This is a genomic window from Ruegeria sp. SAZD011 (assembly GCF_059612545.1).
Genome location: NZ_JBXWQU010000038.1, coordinates 44714 through 58862, shown reverse-complemented (window position 1 = coordinate 58862; position 14149 = coordinate 44714). Strand labels below are relative to the sequence as shown.

At 65.0% G+C, this 14149-nt stretch carries 11 protein-coding genes; 6 read left to right on the top strand and 5 right to left on the bottom strand.

Translation table 11 applies throughout. The features are described 5' to 3' along the window. The first annotated feature begins 1 nt into the window (after position 1). Positions 2-3028, top strand: a complete 3027-nt coding sequence (locus AC2FLM_RS18910) for an efflux RND transporter permease subunit (RefSeq protein WP_496859483.1) — start codon at positions 2-4, stop codon at positions 3026-3028. A gap of 18 nt (positions 3029-3046) precedes the next feature. Here the strand turns inward: AC2FLM_RS18910 and AC2FLM_RS18905 are convergent, their stop codons facing one another. Together AC2FLM_RS18905 and carB are read right to left on the bottom strand one after the other, a co-directional pair. After that, the gene (locus AC2FLM_RS18905; RefSeq protein ID WP_496859482.1) at positions 3047-3457 is read right to left on the bottom strand and encodes a VOC family protein; all 411 of its coding nucleotides are present in this window, start codon (positions 3455-3457) and stop codon (positions 3047-3049) included. Positions 3458-3647: 190 nt separating this feature from the next. After that, positions 3648-7001, bottom strand: coding sequence for a carbamoyl-phosphate synthase large subunit (carB, locus tag AC2FLM_RS18900; RefSeq protein WP_496859481.1), 3354 nt, complete (start codon positions 6999-7001; stop codon positions 3648-3650). Positions 7002-7194: 193 nt separating this feature from the next. On the opposite strand from carB, the gene AC2FLM_RS18895 reads away from it, so the two are divergent. The 3 genes from AC2FLM_RS18895 (at position 7195) to aspS (ending at position 10901) form a co-directional block, all read left to right on the top strand. Next, a complete protein-coding gene (locus tag AC2FLM_RS18895; RefSeq protein ID WP_496859480.1) occupies positions 7195-8316 on the top strand; it encodes an aminodeoxychorismate synthase component I in 1122 nt (373 codons plus the stop codon). Further along, positions 8271-8918 (top strand): aminotransferase class IV family protein, encoded by a 648-nt coding sequence (locus tag AC2FLM_RS18890; RefSeq protein WP_496859479.1) that lies wholly within the window; start codon positions 8271-8273, stop codon positions 8916-8918. The genes AC2FLM_RS18895 and AC2FLM_RS18890 overlap by 46 nt, the downstream gene beginning before the upstream one ends. 201 nt (positions 8919-9119) lie before the next feature. Continuing rightward, a complete protein-coding gene (gene aspS / locus AC2FLM_RS18885) occupies positions 9120-10901 on the top strand; it encodes an aspartate--tRNA ligase (RefSeq protein WP_496859478.1) in 1782 nt (593 codons plus the stop codon). A gap of 7 nt (positions 10902-10908) precedes the next feature. Here aspS and AC2FLM_RS18880 read toward each other — a convergent pair whose 3' ends face one another. The 3 genes from AC2FLM_RS18880 to AC2FLM_RS18870 all read right to left on the bottom strand — a co-directional run bounded on the left by AC2FLM_RS18880 (position 10909) and on the right by AC2FLM_RS18870 (position 13281). Further along, positions 10909-11622 carry a BglII/BstYI family type II restriction endonuclease gene (locus tag AC2FLM_RS18880; protein ID WP_234139357.1) on the bottom strand — a complete coding sequence of 238 codons (714 nt, stop codon included), beginning with the start codon at positions 11620-11622 and terminating at the stop codon, positions 10909-10911. Position 11623: 1 nt separating this feature from the next. Continuing rightward, a complete protein-coding gene (locus AC2FLM_RS18875; RefSeq protein WP_234139358.1) occupies positions 11624-12256 on the bottom strand; it encodes an MT-A70 family methyltransferase in 633 nt (210 codons plus the stop codon). Between the two features lie 305 nt (positions 12257-12561). Further along, positions 12562-13281, bottom strand: a complete 720-nt coding sequence (locus tag AC2FLM_RS18870; RefSeq protein WP_496859477.1) for a response regulator — start codon at positions 13279-13281, stop codon at positions 12562-12564. Positions 13282-13418: 137 nt separating this feature from the next. Here AC2FLM_RS18870 and mce point away from each other — a divergent pair, with 137 nt between their 5' ends. Together mce and AC2FLM_RS18860 are read left to right on the top strand one after the other, a co-directional pair. After that, the gene (gene mce, locus AC2FLM_RS18865) at positions 13419-13823 is read left to right on the top strand and encodes a methylmalonyl-CoA epimerase (protein WP_044029028.1); all 405 of its coding nucleotides are present in this window, start codon (positions 13419-13421) and stop codon (positions 13821-13823) included. A 33-nt stretch (positions 13824-13856) separates the two neighbouring features. Further along, entirely contained in the window at positions 13857-14132 is a 276-nt protein-coding gene (locus AC2FLM_RS18860; protein WP_234139361.1) for a DUF1467 family protein, read from the top strand. Positions 14133-14149 lie beyond the last annotated feature (17 nt).

Genomic DNA, 14149 nt, shown 5'->3' with positions numbered 1-14149 from the left:
CATGAACATCGCGCGCCTGTCGATCGAAAAGCCGCTTTATACCTGGCTCATCATCCTGATTTCGCTGGTCGGGGGCATCTGGGGTTTTGCCACGCTGGGCCGACTGGAAGACCCGGCCTTTACCATCAAACAGGCGGTCATCGCCACGCAGTATCCCGGGGCGACCGCGGAACAGGTGGCGCTGGAGGTCTCCGAGCCGCTGGAATCGGCGATCCAGAAGATGGACGAGGTGGAGACAATCACCTCGGTCAACCAGCCGGGGCAGTCGCTGATCGAGGTCGAGATCAAGTCGACCTATGACGGGGATGAGCTGCCCGCGATCTGGACCAAGCTGCGCGCCCGGGTGGGCGATGCCGCGCGCGCCCTGCCTGACGGGGTCAGCGCGCCTTTTGTCGATGACAGTTTCGGCGATGTCTATGGCCTGTTCTATGCGGTGACCGCGCCGGGATACACCGATGCGGAACAGCACGAACTGGCCACATGGCTGCGGCGTGAGCTGCTGGCGGTGCCCGGTGTGGCCGGGGTCGAGGTGGCGGGCCTGCCGGACGAGGCGATATTCGTCGAGCCCGATCTGGCGCTGTCGGTGAACCAGAACGTACCGGTGCAGGCGATTGCCAATGCCATCGCTACCGCCGATTCCGTGCGCGACGCGGGCACCCTGCGCAACGGGGACGGCAAGACCGCGATCCTGCGGCCCGAAGGCTCGGACAGTGTGGACGCCATCGCCGGGCTGTCGGTCGGCACGCAAGGCAAGGTGATCAACCTGTTCGACATGGCGCAGGTGCATCGCGGGCGTCAGGCTGACCCCGACCTGATCATCCGCCATAACGGGGGTGAGGCGTTCACGCTGGGCATCGCGGGGCTGGCGACCGAGAACATTGTCGAGGTCGGCCAGCGGGTGGATGCGCGGCTGGCCGAGCTGGACGGCGATATCCCCGCCGGCGTGACGCTGGAACCGATCTATCAGCAGCATGTGGTGGTCGAAGAGGCGAGCAACGCCTTCCTCGTCAATCTGGCCATGTCGGTGGCCATCGTGGTGGCGGTGCTGGCGCTCTTCATGGGCTGGCGCGCGGCGGTTGTGGTGGGGGCGACCCTGCTCTTGACCGTGGTCGGCACGCTTCTCTTCATGGCGCTGTTTTCCATCGAGATGGAACGGATCTCGCTGGGCGCGCTGATCATCGCCATGGGGATGCTGGTGGACAATGCCATCGTCGTGGCCGAGGGGATGCAGATCGCCATGCTGCGCGGCAAGCCCTCGCGCGCGGCCGCCGACGAGGCGGCGGGCAAGACGCAGATCCCGCTGTTGGGGGCCACCGTGATCGGGATCATGGCCTTTGCCGGGATCGGCCTCAGCCCCGATGCGACGGGGGAATTCCTGTTCTCGCTCTTTGCCGTGATCGGCATTTCGTTGCTCTTGAGTTGGGTGCTGGCGCTGACGGTGACGCCGCTGTTGGGGCATTACTTCTTCAAGCAGGGGCATGTGGATGCCGCCGACGCCTATGGCGGGCCGCTGTTTCGCGCCTATGCCGCCACTTTGCGAGCCGCGCTGCGGTTGCGCTGGCTGGTGGTGCTGGGGCTGGTCGCGGTGACGGCGGCCTGTTTCGCGGGTTTTGGCCTGATGAAACAGCAGTTCTTTCCCAATTCGAACACGCCGTTGTTTTTCGTGCATTACAAGCTGCCGCAGGGTACGCCCATCGAGTCCACCGCCGATGATCTGGCCGCGGTCGAGGCCTGGCTGGACAAGCGTTCGGACGTGCTGGCTTACACCACATTTGCCGGGCAAGGCGCGACGCGGTTCATGCTGACCTATTCGGCGGAAAAGCCGAACCCCTCTTACGGGCATATGATCGTGCGGACGGCGAGCATCGAGGATATTCCCGCGCTTCAGGCCGATCTGGAGGCGTTTGGCACCGCGGCCTTCCCCGAGGGCGAGTTCCGCACCAGGCGGCTGGTCTTTGGCCCCGGCGGCGGCGACCCGATCCAGGTGCGGTTCTCGGGGCCCGATCCGGCGGTGCTGCGGCAGCTGGCCGATACGGCGATGGATGAGATGCGCGCGGCCTCGGACAATATCACCGGCGTGCGGTCGAACTGGCACGAGCAGGAACTGGCGCTGCGCCCCATCTATGCCACCGAGCGGGCACAGATCGCGGGCGTCAGCCGGGACGATATCGCCGACATGCTGCGGTTTTCCACCGATGGCATCACCAGCGGGGTGCTGCGCGAGCGGGACCGGCTGATCCCGATCATCGTCCGACGCCCTGCCGATGGGCCTTATTCCATCGTCGATCAGGTGGTCTATTCACCGCTGTCCGAGAAATTCGTGCCGGTCGAACAGATGGTGGACGGGTTCGGGTATGAGGCGGTCAACACGCTGGTGCATCGCCGCGACAGGCTGCTGACGGTGACCGTGGGCGCCGACATTCCCGCCGATCTGACCGCCGCGCAGGTGCATGCCGAGGTGCGCCCGGTCATCGAGGCCATCCCGCTGCCGCCGGGTTACCGGATGGAATGGGGCGGCGAGTTCGAGGATTCCGCCGAGGCGCAGGCGAGCCTGGGCAAGCAATTGCCGCTGAGCCTGTTGATCATGGTGCTGATCTCGATCCTCTTGTTCAACGCGATCCGCCAGCCGGTGATCATCTGGCTTTTGGTGCCAATGTCGGTGAACGGGGTGGTGATCGGCCTGTTGGGGACCGGGTTGCCGTTCACCTTTACCGCGCTTCTGGGGCTCTTGAGCCTCTCGGGTATGTTGATCAAGAACGGCATCGTGCTGGTCGAGGAAATCGACCTGGTCCGGGCCGAGGGCAAACCGCTGCGCGAGGCGATTGTCGAGGCGTCGGTGTCGCGGATCCGGCCGGTGATGCTGGCGGCCGTTACCACCATTCTGGGCATGGCGCCGCTGTTGTGGGATGCGTTCTTTGTCTCGATGGCGGTGACGATCATGGGCGGGCTGGCCTTTGCCACCGTGTTGACCCTGATCGCGGCGCCAGTGTTCTATGACCTGTTCTTCAGTCGCGAGGCGCGGGCCTGAGAGATGCAGGCGCGGGCGTCAATCGCCCGCGTCCGTCGCCGGGTCATAGTGATAGTGAAAGCAGGAGATCTTGTTGCCATCCGGGTCGCGCAGATAGGCGACATAGAAATCCGGCCCATAATAGGACCGGGTGCCCGGCACGCCCGCATCGGTGCCGCCATGGGCCAGACCGGCGGCATGAAAGGCGCGCACCTGCGCCGCGTTGCGGGCGGGGAAACCCACCATGGTGCCATTGCCGGTGCTGGCGGGTGAGCCATCGAACGGCGCGCAGACCCAGAAGCCGGTGCCATTGTCATAATCCTGGCCCCAACCGGCCCAGCCCTCGGGCCAGTCGGGCAGGCGGGGCTGATCCAGCACGGCAAAGACCGCGTCATAGAACCGGACCGCGCGGGTCAGGTCATTGGTACCGAAGGTGGTGTAGATATTCATGGGGTGCCTCGCAGGGATCGGTTGCGCGATCATGCGTGGTCTCTGGCCCGGGCGAAAGCCAGAAAGACTTAGGTCGTACCTGAGATCGCAAAGCCGGGGGACGCCGTCCCCCGGACCCCCTGGGAGTATTTTGGACCAGAAAGAAGCAGGAGAGACCGGGTTTTCACCGGTTCCTCCCGGTTATTGGGTGTCAGCCCTGAAGGCTGCGCACCTCGATATCGCCTTCGGCCTGCGCCTTGATTGCCAGGGCGGCGGCGTGGCTGCCGGCGGCGGTGGTGAAATAGGGGATCTTGTCATAGAGCGCGATGGAGCGGATGGCCTTGCTGTCGCTCACCGCCTGGGCGCCTTCGGTGGTGTTCATCACCAGATGCACCTGTCCGTCCTTCAGCATGTCGACCACGTCGGGGCGGCCCTCATAGACCTTGTTCACCACCTCGCAGGGCACGCCATGACCGGCGAGCCAGCTTTGGGTGCCGCGGGTTGCGACCAGGGTAAAGCCCTGATCCACCAGCACCTGCGCGGCCTCGAGCATGGCGGCGCCCTTGTCGGCATCCTTGATCGAGATGAAGGCACGGCCTTCGCTGGGCAGCACCATGCCCGCGCCCATCTGCGCCTTGAGGAAGGCGCGCGCAAAGGAGCGGTCCCAACCCATCACCTCGCCGGTGGAGCGCATCTCCGGGCCGAGGATGGTGTCGACGCCGGGGAAACGGGCGAAGGGCAGCACCGCCTCCTTGACCGAGAACCAGGGCATGTTGGGATCGGCCAGCGTCATCTGGTCGGCAATCTTGGTATCGTCGCCTTCCTTGTAGGGGGGGCGCATCGGGAAGGCGCTGAGTTTCTCACCCGCCATGACACGCGCGGCGATGGAAGCGATCGCAGAGTCCGTGGCCTTGGCCACAAAGGGCACGGTGCGGCTGGCACGTGGGTTGACCTCGATCAGGTAGATCTCGTCATCCTTGATCGCGAATTGCACGTTCATCAGGCCGACCACGTTCAGGGCGCGGGCCAGCTTGTTGGTCTGCTCCTTGATCAGCTCGATGATCTCGGGCGAGAGCGAATAGGGCGGCAGCGAACAGGCGCTGTCGCCGGAGTGCACGCCCGCCTCTTCGATATGCTGCATGATGCCTGCCACATGCACCGCCTCGCCGTCGCAGAGCGCGTCCACGTCCAGTTCGACGGCGCCCGAGAGATAGCTGTCGAGCAGAACCGGGCTGTCGCCCGAGACCACCACCGCCTCGGCGATGTAGCGGCGCAGCTGGTCCATGTCGCGCACGATTTCCATGGCGCGGCCACCCAGCACGTAGGAGGGGCGGATCACCAGCGGGAAGCCGATATCCTCGGCGATGGCCAGGGCCTGGGCATCGGTCGAGGCAATGCCGTTCTTGGGCTGCTTCAGGCCCAGCCGGTTGACCAGATCCTGGAACCGCTCGCGGTCCTCGGCCAGGTCGATGGCGTCGGGGGTTGTGCCCAGGATCGGGATACCCGCCTGTTCCAGCGCATTGGCGAGTTTCAGTGGGGTCTGGCCGCCGAACTGCACGATGACGCCGTGCAGGGTGCCGTTCTGCTGCTCGACCCGCAGGATTTCCATCACATGTTCAAAGGTCAGCGGTTCGAAATAGAGCCGGTCCGAAGTGTCATAGTCGGTCGACACGGTTTCGGGGTTACAGTTGACCATGATGGTTTCATAGCCCGCATCGGTTAGCGCGAAACAGGCGTGGCAGCAGCAATAGTCGAACTCGATCCCCTGGCCGATCCGGTTGGGACCGCCGCCCAGAATGACCACCTTCTTGCGGTCACTGGGGCGCGCTTCGCATTCCACTTCGCCCATCATCGGGGCCTCGTATGTGGAGTACATATAGGGGGTCTGGGCCTCGAACTCGGCGGCGCAGGTGTCGATCCGCTTGAACACGGCGGTGACGCCCAGGTTGTGGCGGGCGCGGCGCACGTTGTCCTCGTCGCGGCCGGTCAGCTGGCCGAGGCGCGCATCGGTGAAGCCCAGCATCTTGAGCGCGCGCAGGCCTTCCTCGTTGGTGGGCAGGCCGGTCTTGCGCAGGGCGCGTTCCTCTTCGACGATCTCGCGGATCCGGGCCAGGAACCAGGGGTCGAACTTGGTGACACCAAAGATCTCGTCATCCGACAACCCGTGTCGCATCGCCTGGGCGATGGTGCGCAGCCGGTCAGGGGTTTGCTGGCTGATCGCCTTGATCACATGCGCCTTGTCATCGGCGCCCTCGACCGCGTCCCAGAGGCCGACGGAGAGGCCGGGAATGGCAACCTCGTCAAAGCCGGTCAGGCCCGATTCCATCGAGGCCAGCGCCTTTTGCATCGATTCGTGGATGGTGCGGCCGATCGACATCGCCTCGCCCACCGATTTCATCGCGGTGGTGAGGTAAGGCTCGGAGCCGGGGAATTTCTCGAAGGCGAATTTCGGGATCTTGGTGACGACATAGTCGATGGTCGGCTCAAAGCTGGCCGGTGTCACCTTGGTGATGTCATTGTCGAGCTCGTCGAGCGTATAGCCCACCGCCAGCTTGGCCGCGATCTTGGCAATCGGGAAGCCGGTCGCCTTGGAGGCCAGCGCAGACGAACGCGATACCCGCGGGTTCATCTCGATCACCACCATGCGGCCATCATCCGGGTTCACCGCCCATTGCACGTTCGAGCCGCCGGTTTCTACCCCGATCTCGCGCAGCACGGCGATCGAGCCGTTGCGCATGATCTGGTATTCCTTGTCGGTCAGCGTCAGCGCCGGGGCCACGGTGATCGAGTCGCCGGTATGCACGCCCATCGGGTCGACGTTTTCGATGGAACAGACGATAATCGCGTTGTCCGCCTTGTCGCGGACAACCTCCATCTCGTATTCCTTCCAGCCCAAGAGGCTCTCGTCGATCAGGATCTGCGCCACGGGTGACGCTTCCAGTCCCGAGCGGCAGAAATGTTCGTAATCGTCGCGGTTATAGGCCACGCCGCCGCCGGTGCCGCCGAGGGTAAAGGCCGGGCGGATGATCGCGGGCAGGCCGATTTCCTCGAGCGCATCCATCGCCTGGGCCAGGCCCGCGCGAATGTCGTATTTACCCTTGTCAGTCTTGGGGGCCGACACGATGGTCGCCTTGGGGTTTTCCAGCCCGATCCGGTCCATCGCCTCGCGGAACAGCTTGCGATCCTCGGCCATTTCGATGGCATGGCGCTTGGCGCCGATCATCTCGACGCCGAATTTCTCGAGCACGCCCATTTCTTCGAGCGCCAGCGAGGTGTTGAGGCCGGTCTGCCCGCCCATGGTGGGCAGCAATGCGTCGGGGCGCTCTTTCTCGATGATCTTGGCGACCACCTCGGGCGTGATCGGCTCGATATAGGTGGCATCGGCCAGACCCGGATCGGTCATGATCGTCGCCGGGTTCGAGTTCACCAGGATGACCCGATACCCCTCTTCGCGAAGCGCCTTGCAGGCCTGTGCGCCGGAATAGTCGAATTCACAGGCTTGCCCGATGACGATGGGCCCGGCCCCGATGATCATGATCGACTGGATGTCGGTTCTCTTCGGCATGGCTGGCCCCTTTGTGTTTTGCGAGTCACGAGCGCCCGCCCAGCGCCCAAATTGTCGTGCGTTATAGGCACCTCGGGGAAAGGTGCAAGAGGGATCGGAAAGCGGCGCGAATTTGCCGCTTTCTGCTCTTTCGTCCGGACATGAAATCTCTATACCCCAGCGGCACGCCAATTGGCAGGGGGAGCGGACCCAAATGCAGCTTCGTTTCGATCAGGGGCCTGCCGGGGCCGGAACCGGCTTCGACCGCCCGGTAAGGGTGATCCGGGCCGATACCGCCGCGCAGGTGCCGGCGGCGCTGGCCGATCTGGATGTGGCGCGGGCGGATGGCGCCTGGCTGGCGGGCTATGCCAGTTACGAGCTGGGCTATGCGCTGGAACCGCGTCTGGCCGGGCTGATGCCTCAAGGGCGCCGGCTGCCGCTCCTGTGTTTTGGTGTCTATGACGGCCCAAAAGTGCTGCCGCTGCCGACCCCCGGCGGCGGAATCGACGATGTCGCCCCCCGCTGGGATGCGGCCCGCTATGGCGCAGCCTTTGAACAGGTACACCGGGCCATCGGTGTGGGAGAGTTCTATCAGGCCAACCTGACCTTTCCGGTCGATCTGCGCCTTCAGGGCGCCGCGCCCGCGCTTTATGCCGCGCTTGCCGCGCGCCAACCGGTGGGCCATGGCGTGCTGGTCACCCAATCCGGGTTGCCCGATATCCTCAGCCGCTCGCCCGAACTGTTCTTTCGCACCGATCCCGAGGGCCGGATCGAGACCCGCCCGATGAAGGGCACCCAGCCGCGCAGCGACGATCCGGCAGAGGACGCACGCCGCCGCGCCTGGCTGGCGCGCGATGCCAAGAACCGCGCCGAGAACCTTATGATCGTCGATCTGTTGCGCAACGATATCAGCCGGGTGGCACTGCCAGGATCGGTTCATGTGCCCGAGCTTTTCCAGATCGAGACCTATGCCACGGTGCATCAGATGGTGTCGCGCGTCGCCGCGCGACTGCGAGCGGATGTCACTCTTTCGGATATCCTGCGGGCATTGTTCCCCTGCGGCTCGATCACCGGAGCCCCCAAGATCCGCGCGATGGAGACTTTGGCCCGCCTCGAACCCTGGCCGCGTGACATCTATTGCGGCACGATCGGCTGGGCCGCGCCCGACAGGCGATCCGAATTCAACGTGGCGATCCGCACGCTGCTGGCCGATGGCGCGCGCGCCACACTCAATGTCGGCGGCGGCGTGGTCTGGGACAGCACCGCCACATCGGAATACGAGGAGGCGTTATGGAAAGCCCGCTTTGCCCGCCAGATGATCCCGGCTTTCGCCTGATCGAGACGCTGGGCTGGTACCCGGGCGCGGGGCCGCGCCGTGCCGCGCTGCATCTGGCGCGCATGGCCCGGTCCGCCACCGCCCTCGGGATGCCGTTTGACCAGACCAGGGCGCAGCACCTGCTGGACCAGATCACCGGCCCGGCGCCGCTCCGCTGTCGCCTGACCCTCGATCCCAAAGGCGTGTTGGCACTGGCAACCGCCCCGCTTGCCGCAAACCTGCCGCACTGGCGCGTGGTGATCCATCCCGAGCGGCTGGATGCGGATGATCCCTGGCTGCGCCACAAGACCACAAGGCGCGCGCTTTACGATCGCGCCCGCGCCGTACTGCCCGCAGGCAGCGACGAATGGCTGTTCCTCAACCGTGCCGGGCAAGTCTGCGAAGGGACGATCACCAATGTCTTCATGGCCACAGATGACGGCCTTTTGACGCCGCCGCTCGCCTCGGGACTATTGCCCGGTATCCTGCGCGCCCAGCTTCTGGCCAGCGGTCAGGCGCGTGAAACGGTTTTGCGCCCGGAAGACCTGCACAATGCCCGGGTTCTCTATTGCGGCAACTCCCTGCGCGGGCTGATCCCGGCCGCGCTTGTTGCAGCGGCATGACCGCCTCTTTCCTCTTGCTCCAAATATCCCGGGGGTGAATTGGCCGCAGGCCAAGAGGGGGCAGCGCCCCCTGCCACCCGAAATCAAAGAAATCCGGGTGATTTGGCCACAAACCCCGGATGCGCGCGGCGCGGCCTTGACTTCCCCGGCCTATCGCGCTGTATCGGCGCGACGCTTTCTCCGCCCGAAGGGATATCACCGATGCACGCCTATCGCAGCCATACCTGCGCCGCCCTGACCGCCGCCAATGTCGGCGAAACCGTTCGCCTGTCCGGCTGGGTCCACCGGGTGCGCGACCATGGCGGGGTGCTGTTCATCGACCTGCGCGACCATTATGGCGTGACCCAGGTGCTGTGCGACGGCGACAGCGCCGCCTTCGCCGAGCTGGAAAAGGTCCGCTCGGAATGGTGCATCCGCATCGACGGCACGGTCAAGGCGCGCGACGCGGACCTGGTCAACCCCAAGCTGCCCACCGGCGAGATCGAGGTCTATGTCCGCGAGCTTGAGGTGCTGGGCCGGGCCGAGGAACTGCCGCTGATGGTGTTCGGCGATCAGGAATACCCCGAGGAAACCCGGCTGCGCTATCGCTATCTTGACCTGCGCCGCGAGGCGATGCAGGCCAACATGACCCTGCGCTCGGACGTGGTCGCCTCGATGCGGCGGCGCATGTGGGACAAGGGGTTCCGCGAATACCAGACCCCGATCATCACCGCCTCCAGCCCCGAGGGCGCGCGCGACTTCCTGGTGCCCTCGCGCCTGCATCCGGGCCGCTTCTACGCGCTGCCGCAGGCGCCGCAGCAGTTCAAGCAGCTGATCATGGTCTCGGGCTTTGACAAGTATTTCCAGATCGCGCCCTGTTTCCGCGACGAGGACCCGCGCGCCGACCGCTCGCCCACCGATTTCTACCAGCTCGACCTGGAAATGAGCTTTGTCACCCAGCAGGACGTGTTCGACACCATCGCGCCGGTGCTGGCGGGCGTGTTTCAGGAATTCGGCGGTGGTCGCAAGGTGGACGCGCCGCAGGACTGGCCGCAGATCGCCTATGCCGATGCCGCCAAATGGTACGGCACCGACAAGCCCGACCTGCGCAACCCGATCAGGATGCAGGATTGTTCCGAGCATTTCCGCGGTTCGGGCTTTGCCATCTTCGCCAAGCTCCTGGAGCAGGAGGGTACCGAGATCCGCGCCATTCCCGCCCCTACCGGCGGCAGCCGCAAGTTCTGTGACCGGATGAACGCCTTCGCTCAGAAAGAGGGCCTGCCGGGCATGGGGTACATCTTCTGGCGCGATCAGGGTGATGGGATGGAAGCCGCCGGACCGCTCGCCAAGAATATCGGGCCCGAGCGCACCGAGGCGATCCGTCGGCAACTGGGCCTGGGCGTGGGCGATGCCGCCTTCTTCCTCGGCGGCAAGCCCAAGTCGTTTGAAAAGGTCGCGGGCAAGGCGCGCGACGTGATCGGCGCCGAACTGGGCCTGACCGAGACCGACCGCTTTGCCTTTGCCTGGATCGTCGATTTCCCGATCTACGAACGCGACGAGGAAACCGGCGAGATCGACTTTGAACACAACCCCTTCTCGATGCCGCAAGGCGGGATGGAGGCGCTGAACGGCGACCCGATGGCGGTGCGCGGCTATCAGTACGACTTGGCCTGCAACGGCTATGAACTGGTGTCGGGCGCGATCCGCAACCACAAGCCCGAGATCATGCTCAAGGCGTTCGAGCTGGCCGGATACGGCGCCGACGAGGTCAAGGCCCGTTTTGGCGCGCTCTTCAACGCCTTCCATTACGGCGCGCCGCCGCACGGGGGCTGTGCCGCCGGGATCGACCGTATCGTGATGCTGCTGGCGGACGAGGCCAACATTCGCGAAGTGATGATGTTCCCGATGAACCAGCGCGCCGAGGATCTGATGATGCAGGCGCCGTCCGAGCCCAGTTCGGACCAGCTGATGGAACTGGGCCTGCGGGTGATCCCGCAGGACTGAGCGCGGTTCAATCCGGTGTGATGTTGCCGGGGCGTATCCCGAAGACCAGCACCGGACAGCCGCCGCTGCGCCCCGCCGCGATGCGGCTGAGCAGCTTGTGGGTGCCGGTGGTGCTGGCTCCGAACTTGGCCGCCACGGTGCTGGCGGTTTCGTTGCCATCCTTGTCCAGGCAATAGCCCAGCGACTGAAAGAACTCGGGCGGCAGCGCCCGGGTCACGATGACGCCGACATCGATCACGCCTGCTTCGAAGAAGCTGCGAAAGGCGTAGAGATCGCGGTCATAGGTCTGGTCCTTGCTGTTCCACTCGTAATCGAACGCCACCCGGCCACGCCAGAAATCGACCAGGTGGTTATGGATGTAATCGGCGCGCAGGATGCGGTCGATCTCGGGTGCGTTCTCGCCCTTGCCCTCGCGCAGGCGGACGGTCAGATCGGCCTCGATCCGCACCTCTTGGTGAAACCCCTCGGCCGCCGCCAGATCGGCAAAGCGGGTGGTGGCCGACATCCGGTTGCCGCCGGGCGAGCGGATTTCGGTGCGGCTGATGGTAAAGGCGTCGAGGATGCGCAGGATCGCGGCCAGTTCGGCAGGCGCGCGCTGGGCGATCACGGCGGCGGCACTTCGATAGCTGGCCACCGAGTAGCGCGCACCGAGTGTCCAGCCCAGCTGCGCCTCGACCGCGCCGCCCGGATCGAACACCGCATCGTCGATACTGCGGGCCATGTTACTCGGCCGCGACGCCGGAATTATAGGAATAGGTCTTCCAGCTGGGTTTGTAATCGGCATCGGCCTGATTGCCCCAGACGGTCCAGCCGTCGCGGACGCCGCGCCCGAACATCTCCAGATAGGGACCCCAGGAACAGCCCTCGATCAGTTCGTATTGCTCGTCGGGCTTGCGCGAATGTTCGCGCTTGCGGGTCTGCATCATGTTGACCTGCCTCCGGCCCGGCGCCAGCGTGCGGGCATTCTTGCCCTTGGTGCCGAACAGCAGCAGCTCGGTCACGTTGCGGAAGTAAAAGCCCACGCCGCGCCCGTCCGAGCCGCCATCCTTGCGCACCTTGTGCCAGACGATGTTGGACTTGTATTCGAACCCCCAGGCGCTGAGCACCTGCAAGCCTTCGGGCAGCAGGGCGTTGGGCACCCAGAGATAGCAATGCGCCCGATCCTCGAGATAATCGGCCACCGGCAGGGCGCAGATATCCTCCAGCGTCATGGTCGGATAGCGTGCCAGCCGCTTGTGTTCGGGCGCAACCTTGCCGGTGCGGTTGGTGAACCGCCAGGGCGGGTCGGCCATCACGGTGGCGAAGCGGTCGTCACCCAGGAAATCCGACAGATCTTGAGAGGCTGATTGAGACATGTCCAACATATTGCGGTCTTCCCCCCCGATTGTCACGCCCCTTTTGCGGGGATGTCCACTCTAGGTGGGTGAGAACGAAAGGTAAACACGTTTATGTTCCCGGGGGGCGTGTCGAAACAGGCCGGGCCGGGGGGGCGCAGACATGGCCTTGCGTTCCGGAGGGCGCCAGTGCCGCGCATACGGGATGGTCGGCGGGTCAGCGGGTTTCCACCCGCCTTCGCCGCAGCGCGGGCGTCTGGCGCCAGCGCAGGGCATAGATCAGCACACCGGCGGTCACGATGGCGATGGGCAGCACCCCGGTCATCTCAGATCGCCTTTCTGTGGTTCAGACGCTCCTGCACCAGCCCCGCGATCCGCGCCGTATCCGAGGTAACGGGGGCACCGCAGGCGCGGGTGCGGGCCAGCGCCTGCGCGGCCGAGGCCAGCGCGTGATCCTCGGCGCTGCGCGCCAATCCCAGTAGGAATTGCGCAACATAGTCCAGCGTCTGGGGGTCGGACTTTTCGCTCAGCACATCTGCCACATGGGCCATGTCATCCTGATAGGCGATGGGGTCTGGGTGAACATGTTCGTCATGCAGGATGCGCGGTCCGGTCGGTTGCCGGTCGGCGGGCAGGCGCGACAGGATTTCGGCCTGAAAGGTCGCGAGCGAGGTCACCGGTTTGGCCAGGAACCCGTCGGCGCCGGCCTCCAGCGCCATTTCTTCGGCGCCATCGTCGCCCGAAGTACCCAGGATCACTCCGATCCGGGGCGCGGTATGAGCCATCTCCTCGATCAGGTCGGCGCCCGAGCCGTCGGGCAGCCCCATATCGACGATGATCACCGAGGGGCGGTAGATCTGCAAATGCCTGCGTGCCGATTTCAGGCAATCCGCGCGCCTGATACGGGCGCCGCTGCGCAGGCACAACAGGCGCATCGCCTCGCAGGCGAAGCGGCTGTCCTCGACCACGAGAATGGTCAGCCCCAGCAGCGGGCGGGTAACCGTCGGCAGCCGGTGCGGGGCGGCAAAGGGATCAGAATCATCCATGGCTGGCTCCTTCAGCAGACCCCTCAACGCTAGGTCACGCTGGCTAACAGGACGTTAATGGGCGATTTGGCGCACTTGCCCCGACCGGCGGCAGGCCGCATAAGACGCCCAACCCGATGAACCATTGGAGGATGATCATGATCGGCCGTTTGAACCATGTCGCCATTGCCGTACCGGATCTCGAGGCCGCGTCCGCGCAATACCGCAGCGCGCTGGGCGCCAAGGTCGGTGCGCCGCAGGACGAACCCGACCATGGTGTGACCGTGGTGTTCATCGAATTGCCCAATACCAAGATCGAACTGCTCTATCCGCTGGGCGAGAACAGCCCGATCCAGGGGTTTCTGGACAAAAACCCCTCGGGCGGCATCCACCATGTCTGCTACGAGGTCGAGGATATCATCGCCGCGCGCGACCACCTGAAATCGACCGGCGCCCGGGTGCTGGGCACGGGCGAACCCAAGATCGGCGCCCATGGCAAGCCGGTGCTGTTCCTGCATCCGAAGGATTTCAACGGCTGCCTGGTGGAACTGGAGCAGGTCTGACCCATATCAGGGTGAAACCCAAAGGGGGCGAACATGTCGATCACATCCGCATTGGTGCTGTTCTCGGTCATCTGGTTCATGACCTTCCTGATCGTGTTGCCGATCCGCGTGCGCACGCAGGGCGATCTGGGTGACATTGTGCCCGGCACCCATGCGGGCGCCCCCGAGCATCACCATCTGAAAACCAAAGCCTGGATCACCACCGGTCTTACTGTGGTGCTCTGGGCGATCATCGGGGGCATCATCCTGTCCGGGTGGATCAGCGTCGACGACATCAACCTGCTCAAGGTGATGCCGCCGCTGGAGTGAGGGCGGGGCATCCCGGT